7 protein-coding genes and 2 pseudogenes are annotated in these 8,663 nt (G+C 75.9%); 8 read left to right on the forward strand and 1 reads right to left on the reverse strand.

The window, feature by feature from the left end; all coding sequences use genetic code 11:
• Window positions 1-53: 53 nt before the first annotated feature.
• From LPA54_RS31260 to LPA54_RS31280, 5 genes and pseudogenes are all read left to right on the forward strand, one after another.
• Window positions 54-815, forward strand: a complete 762-nt coding sequence (locus LPA54_RS31260) for a TetR/AcrR family transcriptional regulator (protein WP_228984125.1) — start codon at window positions 54-56, stop codon at window positions 813-815.
• A pseudogene (locus LPA54_RS31265) lies at window positions 808-1,329 on the forward strand (TetR family transcriptional regulator); the annotation flags it as partial. The gene LPA54_RS31260 and the pseudogene LPA54_RS31265, both read left to right, overlap by 8 nt.
• Window positions 1,326-3,137, forward strand: a pseudogene (locus tag LPA54_RS31270) (ATP-binding domain-containing protein); the annotation flags it as partial. The pseudogenes LPA54_RS31265 and LPA54_RS31270, both read left to right, overlap by 4 nt.
• A 153-nt stretch (window positions 3,138-3,290) precedes the next feature.
• Window positions 3,291-4,568, forward strand: coding sequence for an ATP-grasp domain-containing protein (locus tag LPA54_RS31275; protein ID WP_228984116.1), 1,278 nt, complete (start codon window positions 3,291-3,293; stop codon window positions 4,566-4,568).
• A 203-nt stretch (window positions 4,569-4,771) separates the two neighbouring features.
• Window positions 4,772-5,623 (forward strand): sulfurtransferase, encoded by an 852-nt coding sequence (locus LPA54_RS31280; RefSeq protein WP_228984117.1) that lies wholly within the window; start codon window positions 4,772-4,774, stop codon window positions 5,621-5,623.
• Window positions 5,624-5,860: 237 nt separating this feature from the next.
• Here the strand turns inward: LPA54_RS31280 and LPA54_RS31285 are convergent, their stop codons facing one another.
• Complete coding sequence (locus LPA54_RS31285; RefSeq protein WP_228984119.1) at window positions 5,861-6,715, reverse strand: alpha/beta fold hydrolase; 855 nt, start codon at window positions 6,713-6,715, stop codon at window positions 5,861-5,863.
• A gap of 334 nt (window positions 6,716-7,049) precedes the next feature.
• Here LPA54_RS31285 and LPA54_RS31290 point away from each other — a divergent pair, with 334 nt between their 5' ends.
• The 3 genes from LPA54_RS31290 (at window position 7,050) to LPA54_RS31300 (ending at window position 8,643) form a co-directional block, all read left to right on the forward strand.
• On the forward strand, window positions 7,050-7,514 hold the full coding sequence (locus LPA54_RS31290) for a helix-turn-helix domain-containing protein (protein WP_228984122.1): 465 nt from the start codon (window positions 7,050-7,052) through the stop codon (window positions 7,512-7,514).
• Between the two features lie 51 nt (window positions 7,515-7,565).
• Window positions 7,566-8,189, forward strand: coding sequence for a hypothetical protein (locus LPA54_RS31295; protein ID WP_228984123.1), 624 nt, complete (start codon window positions 7,566-7,568; stop codon window positions 8,187-8,189).
• A gap of 118 nt (window positions 8,190-8,307) precedes the next feature.
• Window positions 8,308-8,643 (forward strand): DUF2516 family protein, encoded by a 336-nt coding sequence (locus tag LPA54_RS31300; protein ID WP_228984124.1) that lies wholly within the window; start codon window positions 8,308-8,310, stop codon window positions 8,641-8,643.
• Window positions 8,644-8,663: the final 20 nt, after the last annotated feature.

Here is an 8,663-nt window from a genome sequence, read left to right on the forward strand (position 1 = left end):
TTACGCATTACTAGGATGGGCGTCAAGCGGTGTTTCGGGTGGTCGGCTGGAGGGTGGCACCGGTGGAGGACAGCGGCGGTACGGGGCTCACGCCCGGTCTGGAGGCCGCCTGGGGCCTGCGCGAACGCCCCGCGAAGGGGCCGCGGCCGGGGCTGAGCGTGCACGCGATCGTCGACGCGGCGGTCGCGGTGGCGGCGGCCGAAGGGCTGCCCGCGGTGTCCATGGGCCGGGTCGCCAAGGAGCTCGGCGTCTCCACGATGTCCCTGTACCGGTACGTCGGCGCCAAGGACGAGCTGTACGTGCTCATGCAGGACGCCGCCTTCGGTGCCCCGCCCGCCCCGGCCCCGCCGGGCACCGGTTGGCGCGAGGGGTTGACCCGCTGGGCGTGGGCGCAGCGCGCGGTGTTCCGGCGGAACCTCTGGCTGCTGCGCGTCCCGATCTCCGGCCCCCCGGCCACGCCCAACTCGGTGGCCTGGTGGGAGACGGGCATGGAGGCGCTCGCGCGGACGCCGCTGGACGAGGGCGCCAAGATCTCCGTGGTGCTGCTGGTCGGCGGGTTCGTCCGCAGCGAGGCCGGCATGACGGCCGACCTCGCCGCCGCGGTGGCCGCGACCGGGGAGACGCCCGAGCAGGTCATGGCCCGGTACGTCCGCACCCTGCGGCGCCTCGCCGACCCGGAGCGGTACCCGCGGGTGGCGCGGGCGCTGGAGTCGGGGGTGCTGGACCAGCCGGACGACCCGGACCACGAGTTCCGGTTCGGGCTGGAGCGGCTGCTGGACGGCGTCCGGATCCTGGTGGAGGGCTCCGATGGCTGAGCCGGCCGCCCCGCACGCGTCCGCCGCCCCCGGGCTGCGGGAGCGGAAGAAGCAGCAGACGTACCGGACCCTCTCCGACACGGCGATCGCGCTCTTCCTGGAGCGCGGCTTCGACCGGGTGTCGGTCGCCGAGGTCGCGGCGGCGGCGGAGGTGTCGAAGCCGACGCTGTTCCGCTACTTCCCGACCAAGGAGGACCTGGTCGTGCACCGGTTCGCCGACCACCGCGACGAGGCCGCCCGGGTGGTCGCCGGGCGTCCGGCGGGCGTCCCGCCGCTCGCGGCGCTGCACCGGCACTTCCTCGACGGGCTCCACCGGCGCGACCCCGTCACCGGGCTGAGCGACGAACCGGCCGTCCTCGCCTTCCAGCGGCTGCTGTACGGGACGCCGAGCCTGGTGGCCCGCCTCCACGGGTACCAGGCCGCCGCCGAGGGCGCGCTGGCCGAGGCGCTCGGCGGCGGTGTCGGCGCGCGTCTGGCGGCCGGCCAGGTCGTCGCGGTGCTGCGGGTGCTCGCCACCACCACATCGGCCGCCGCCGCATCAGCAGCCACCCCGCCGAACCACCGCTCGTCGTCGACTGGCGGGCGCCGGTGGCCCGCGCGTTCTACCAGGCGCGACCCGACGACCCCCAGGGCGTGCGGGTCCGCCGCCGCTTCGGCTGGGCCCCGTACAGCCGCGGCGACGCCGCGGACCTCACCGGCCTGGAGGACGAGCACCTCACCGCCCCCGCCGCCGGTCCGACCCCCTCCGGCGCTCCCCGCGGGCTGCTCGCCGCGGAGATCGAACGGCGCCGCGTCGGACCGATGCGCGACATCGCCGCCACCATCCAGCCCGAGCAGGACGACCTCGTCCGCGCCCCGCTCGGCACGTCCCTGTGCGTACAGGGCGCGCCCGGCACCGGGAAGACCGCCGTCGGCCTGCACCGCGCCGCCTACCTCCTCTACACCCACCCGCGCCGCGTCGAGCGCGGCGGACTGCTGATCCTCGGCCCCAACCGGGCCTTCCTCGCGTACGTCGCCGAGGTCCTCCCCGCCCTGGGCGAACGGGACGTGCGCCAGACCACCGTCGAGGAGGAGGTCGCCCGCACGGTCGGCCACCGACCGCGCGCCGAGGACACCGCCGCGGCGGCGCTGGTGAAGCACGACGCCCGCATGGCCGACGTCCTGCGCAGGGCCCTCCACACGCGGGTGACCGCCCCCACCACCGAACTCGTCGTCCCGGACGGCGCCTACCGCTGGCGCGTCCCCGCCGACGACCTCGCCGCCGCCGTCGCGCGGGTACGGGCCGAGGCCCCGCCCTACACCGTCGGCCGCGAACGCGTCCGCAGCCGCTTCGTACGCGCCCTGCGGGACCGCGCCGAGCGGCGCGCGGGCCCGGTGGGCGCCGCCTGGGAACGGCGCGTCGCGCGGGCGCGGCCCGTGGCGGAACTCGTCGACGCCTGCTGGCCCAGGACCACCCCCGAGCAGGTGCTCGCCGACGTGCTGACCGACCCCCGCGACGAGGCCCTCGCCCCCGCCGAACGCGCCGCCATCCGCTGGACGCGGCCCCCGCGCTCGTACCGCTCCGCCCGCTGGACACCGGCCGACCTGCTCCTCCTCGACGAGCTGGCCGCGCTCCTCGAACGGCCCGCCGGGTACGGCCACATCGTCGTCGACGAGGCGCAGGACCTGTCACCCATGCAGTGCCGGGCCGTGGCCCGCCGCACCGCCGCCTCCGGGTCCCTCACCGTCCTCGGCGACCTCGCCCAGGGCACCACCCCGTGGGCCGCCCGCGACTGGCGGGACCACCTGGCCCACCTGGGCCGCCCCGACGCCCGGATCACCGCCCTGACGGCCGGCTACCGCGTACCGGGCCCGGTGGTCGACCTGGCCAACCGGCTGCTCGACACGCTCGACGTCGCGGTACCGCCCGCCCGCTCCGTACGGCGGGACGGCGAGGTGGGCGTCCGCCGCGTGCCCGACCTGGCGGCCGCCGTCGTCGACGCCGTACGGGCCGCGCTCGACCGCGAGGGCTCGATCGGCGTCATCACCCCGGACGACGCGTACGACGAGCTGCGCGGCGCCCTCGCGGCGGCGGGCCTCGCCACCGGCCACCCCGGGGACGCCGCCGCCGGCGCCCCCCGCGTCACCGTGGTGCCGGTGGGCCTCGCGAAGGGCCTGGAGTACGACCACGTCGTCCTCGCCGAACCCGCCGCCGTCGTCGACGCCGAGACGCGCGGCGCCCACCGCCTGTACGTCGCGCTCACCCGCGCGGTCTCCCGGCTGGAGGTGCTCCACACCCGGCCGCTGCCACGGCAGTTGGCCGAGCCGACCGGGGCGGCGTGAGCCGGGTGGACGGTTACGATCAGCCGAGGGGGTGGGGGAGGTGGGGGAGTTGGGGGAGCGGTGGCGGAAGAGGCGCCCCGGAGACCCGAGGGACGGGGCGCGGGCGCCGTGGACGTCGCGGGTGCCGTGGGTGCCGTGGGCGCTGTGGGCGCTGTGGGCGCTGTGACGCTCGTCGTCCTCGGCGCTGACGCGGCGGTCGCGCGGGCGGCGGCCACCCTGCCCGTCGACGTGGTCCACGTACGGCTGCCCGGCGCGGCCCCCCTCGACCGGGCCCCACACGACCGCGTCCCCCTCGCCCCGGCCCGCCGCGGCGCGCCCGACCCGGACACGCGGAAGTCCACGACGCACCAGGCCCCGGCGGAGTACTCCGTCGACTACCAGCACGCCCCCACCTTCCTCGCCTTCGTCGACGCCGTGCTGCGGCCCCTGGCCCCGGCCGCCGTCGTCTCGCTGACCGAGCTGGGACTCGAACCGGCGGCCGTCGCGGCGCGGCGAGTCGGCGCGGCCGGCGCCCCACCGGAGGCCGTACGCACCACCCGCGACAAGCTCGCGATGCGCCGGGCGCTGGCCCGCGCGGCGCCGCACCTCAACCCGGCGTTCGCGGCGGGCGACGACCCGGAGGCGGTGGCGCGCCTCTTCGACGGGGGCCCGGACACCGCGGTCGTCGCGAAACCGGTGGCGGGCACCGGCAGCAACGCCGTCACCCTCGTCCGCGCCCCCGCCGACCTGCCGTCGGACCGCCGGACCCCCGCCACCCTGCTCGAACGGTACGTCCCGGGACGGGAGTACAGCGTCGAGACCCTGTCGTCCGGCGGGCGCCACACCTGCCTCGGCATCGCCGAGAAGCGCACGACGGGGGAGGGGTTCGTCGAACTCGCCCACCTCATGCCGGCGCCCTCCCTCGACGGCCCGGGGCGCCTGCGCGTGGAGCGGGCCGTCGCCGAACTCCTCGACGCGGTCGGGCTGGCGGACGGTCCCGCGCACACCGAGGTCAAGGTCCACGGCGACCGCGTCACCGTCATAGAGACGCACAACCGGCCAGGCGGCGACGGCATCGCCGACCTCGTACGCCTCACCCGCGGCATCGACTGGCGGCGCGCCGCCCTCGGCTGGGCCGTCGGCGCGCGCCCGCGCCGGGAACCGGGAGGTCCGGTGGCGGCTGCCGCGGCGACCGTGTTCCTCACCGCGCCGCCCGGCCGCGTTACGGCGGTGGCGCCCCGGCCCCGGCTCACGACCGGCCGGGTGGTGGGGTGGGACGTCGAGGTGGAACCCGGGGACCCGGTGTCCCCGCTCAGGTCGTCGGCGGACCGGCTGGGCATGGCGGTACTGACGGCCCCGAGCGGCACCGCGTGCGCGGCGGCGGTCGACGAGCTGACGGCGCTGCCGATCGTGAGGACCGACGACCGTCCCGAGGAGGACACATGCACGTGACCGGCAGGGAGAACCACGCACAGCACCCCGCCCGGGAGCCGAACCGGGACGTCGACCGGGGTCCCGCCGCATCCCCCGGGAATCGGGAGGTCGGCCCGGGTCTCACCGGATCGGCCGGGAGCCGGGGGGACGCCCGCGGTCCGTCCGACGCACCGGCAGGGGCTTCGCCGGCCGCGGCGGGCTCCGCGCTTCCCCGGCCCCTGGTGGATCCGGCGTGGCTGGCCGCCCGCCTCACCACGCCCGGACTCGTCGTGCTCGACGCGTCGGTGGGCGCGCACCGGGGCGCCGGCCGACGCGTTCCGGGGGCGCGGCGCTTCGACCTCGACGGCCCGCTCTCCGACCGCACCTCGCCGCTGCCGCACACCATGCCCGGCCCGGCCGCCTTCACCGAGGGCCTGCGCGCCCTCGGCGTCGACGACACGAGCACCGTCGTGGTCTACGACACCGCCGGCATCCACTCCAGCGCCCGCGCCTGGTGGATGCTGCGGGCCATGGGCTTCGACCGGGTCGCCGTGCTCGACGGCGGCCTGCCCGCCTGGACCGCCGCCGGGCTGCCGGTGGAGCAGTGCGCGCCGGACGCCGCGGCCCCGGTGCCGGGCGACTTCACCGCGCGGCCGCGACCGGGGTGGTTCGTCGGCGCCGGGACGGTCACGGCGGCGCTCGCGGACCCGGCCGCGGTGGTGCTGGACGCCCGCACGCGAGGCCGCTTCGCCGGTACCGAACCCGAACCGCGGACCGGACTGCGGGGCGGCCACATGCCCGGAGCGGTGAACCTGCCGTTCGGCGACCTGCTGGACGGCACCGGGCGACTGCGCCCGGCCGCCGAACTGCGGGAGCTGTTCGCCCCGTTGGCCGGGGCGCGCGCCGAGCGGCTGCTGTTCAGCTGCGGCTCGGGCGTGACGGCCTGCGTCCTCGCCCTGGGCGCGGAGATCGCCGGGTACGGCGGGCTCGCCGTGTACGACGGCTCGTGGAGCGACTGGGGCCGCCCGTCGGAACGCCCGGTGGCCACGGGTACGGGCGCGAGCGGGCCGCCCCCGGGGGCGGGGGCCCGGTGAGGCGCTGAGCCGCGGTGGCCATGGCCGGCCGGATGGGACGAGCCGGCTCCTCTCGCCCCACGGCAGCCGGCTGCCGCCAGGAGGGCGCCCCCAAGCCCCGGCCGGCCGGCGGTCCGGGCCGGCCAGGACCCGCTCACGCGAGGCGGCCCGGCGCTCCTACCGCCACACCGGCACCGCCCCCGCCCGCGCCCGTGCCCGCCCCGCCCGGGAGGGTGCCGGCGCCGGTGTGGCGGGGAATCAGCGCGCCGCCAGGTCGGCGAGCAACTCGGCGGCGGGCTTCGGGTGGACGAGCCAGCGCAGGTGGCTGCCTTCCAGGGTCCGGACGTCGAAGGGGTTGTCGGGGGTCAGCGCGTCGGCTTCGCGGATCATGCGGTCCTGCGCGGCGAGGGGGATGCTGGCATCGGCGGCCAGGCGCACATAGGTCCTGGGGATACGGCCCCAGGTGGTGGCCTGTGCCCGGTCGGCGGACGTGCCGACGTCGAGGTTCTCGTCGGGCTGGAAGGTGTTCAGGAAGGTCCGGAACTCGTCATCGGTGAGGTCGGCGGCGAACGCCCCCTTGAAGGCGGCGAGCGCCGCCGGGTCGGCGGTGCGGAAGTTGACGCGGAGCAGGCCGAGTTCGGCCGGGTTCCCGACGAGACTGGCGGCGAAGGCCCCCGCGTCGACGTCCGCCATCTCCGGCTGGGCGTAGTAGTCGTTCACGTCCAGGTCGACGGGGCACCAGGCGGAGACGTAGACGATCCGGTCGATCAGGTCGGGCCGGGCGTTGGCGACGGCGGTGGCCGTGATGCCGCCCCTGCTGTGGGCGACGAGGATGGTGGGCCCGTTCCGCTTGGCCCGTTCGAGGGCCTCCGTGACGCGGGCGGTGTTGTCGGCGAGGGTGACCCCCTTGATGCTCCCCGGCTCCGCGGCGAGCGCGTCGAAGTCCTGGGGGGCCTGGTAGGCCGCGGGGAAGGTCGCCTCGAACCCGTGCCCCGGAAGGTCCACCGCGACCGAGCGGTGCCCGAGCAGGGCGAGTTCGGCCTGCAGCGGCGCGAACGAGAACGAGTTGGCGAAGGCGCCGTGAACGAAGACGAAGGTCGGCAGGGTATGCATGCCTCAGCCTCCAACACGACGATCTTCAGAGCAAGATCGAGGATGCGGGAGGGCATCGAGGATCCCGCGGCCTGGCCGTCGGACCCGGCCGTCTCGGCCCAGCCGTCGCGCCGGAGCGGGGTGTACCGACCGGGCGCGGGGGCAGGCGGACACGGCGTTCCGCTTTCTGCCTTCTGCCTTCTGCCTTCTGCCTTCTGCCTTCGGTCTTCGACTGTCGGCTGTGGGCTTTCCGTCTGCTGCCGGCTGCGTCGCACGGCAGCGCGACACACCCGAATGGCTAACTCCTGCAAGCGTCTGCTTGCAATTGTTAGCGAAGGTGGTGCACCATCGGGGCATGGCATCACTGAACGTCGGCAACCTCGGCGAGTACCTGCGCGAGCAGCGGCGCACCGCGCAGCTGTCGCTGCGGCAGCTCGCGGAGGCCGCCGGGGTGTCGAACCCGTACCTGAGCCAGATCGAGCGCGGGTTGCGCAAGCCGAGCGCGGAGGTCCTCCAGCAGGTCGCCAAGGCGCTGCGGATCTCCGCCGAGACGCTGTACGTCCGCGCCGGGATCCTGGACGAGCAGGACCGCGACGAGCTGGAGACGCGGGCCGCCATCCTCGCCGACCCGTCCATCAACGAGCGGCAGAAGCAGGTCCTGCTCCAGATCTACGAGTCCTTCCGCAAGGAGAACGGGCTCGACACGGCCCCCGCCGGACCCGACACGACGTCCGACGGGCCGGGCACGGCCCCGGGCGGACCGGGCACGGCCTCTGGCGCGGGTGATGCCGCAGCAGGCACAGGATCCACCGAACTCTGACCGCGACGACTCCACGAGAACGAACACCGCGACACGGGAGGACCCCACACCATGGCCATCATCGACGAGCTGCGCACGCCCCTCTACTTCGCCGCCGGAACCGCCGACCTCGCCGTGCAGCAGGCCCGCCGAATCGCCGCCGAGGCCCCGGCCCGTATCGACGAACTGCGCAAGACCGACCCCAAGGCGGTCCAGGAGAAGGTCAGCACGCAGGCGAAGGAGGCGCAGGCCACGCTCCAGGCCAAGGTCACCGAGCTGGTCGGCAGCCTCGACACGGACCTGAAGAAGCTCGGCGAGACCGCCCAGGGCCTGGCCCTGCGGGGCGTCGGAGCGGCGGCCGAGTACGCGGTGAAGGCCCGCGAGGCGTACGAGAAGGTCGCCGAGCACGGCGAGCAGACCGTCCGGACGTGGCGGGGCGACGCGGCCGAGGAGATCACCGAGATCGCCATCGCCGTCGAGCCCGGCAGCACCCCGGCGCAGAACGGCGGGACGGTGACGCCGGACGCCGACGACACCAAGGCGACCGACCCCGCGACGGCCGAGACCTCGGCGGCCGAGACCTCGGCGGCCGGCGACGCCGAGCCCGCCGCAAAGCCCGCCGCCCGGCGCACGGCCACCCGCAGGACCACCACCCGCAAGAACGACACCCCGTCGGAGCCCGCCGGCGAGAAGTGACCGCACCGGCCCGGCCAGGTCTGCCGGCGGCCCGGCCGGGCACATTCACGGAACACGGAGCGTTGTACGGGTACCTTGGCCGCGAGGCGCTCCATCCACCTACTAGGCGGTGCTCACCATGCTGATGTCCGGTTTCAACTCGCTGATCGGGCTGCTGTTCATCGCGATGCTCGTCTTCGCGGTCGTCGCGCTGGTCTTCGCGGCCCTGGCCCGCGAGGACGCCTACCGGGCGGCGGACAAGCAGAGCAAGTCCTTCTGGCTGATCATCCTGGGCGTCACGGTCGTCGTCGACCTCTTCCTGCCGATGCTGATCCTCCAGATCGCCGGGCTGATCGCGACCATCGTCTTCATGGTGGACGTCCGCCCGGCCCTGCGGCAGGTGTCCGGCGGCGGCCGCGGCCCCCGCGGCTCCAGCAGCGACGGCCCGTACGGCCCATACAACGGCGGCCGGTAGGGGGCCCCGCCCCACCCCCC

It is taken from the genome of Streptomyces sp. DH12 (assembly GCF_020873895.1).
GTDB lineage: Bacteria > Actinomycetota > Actinomycetes > Streptomycetales > Streptomycetaceae > Streptomyces.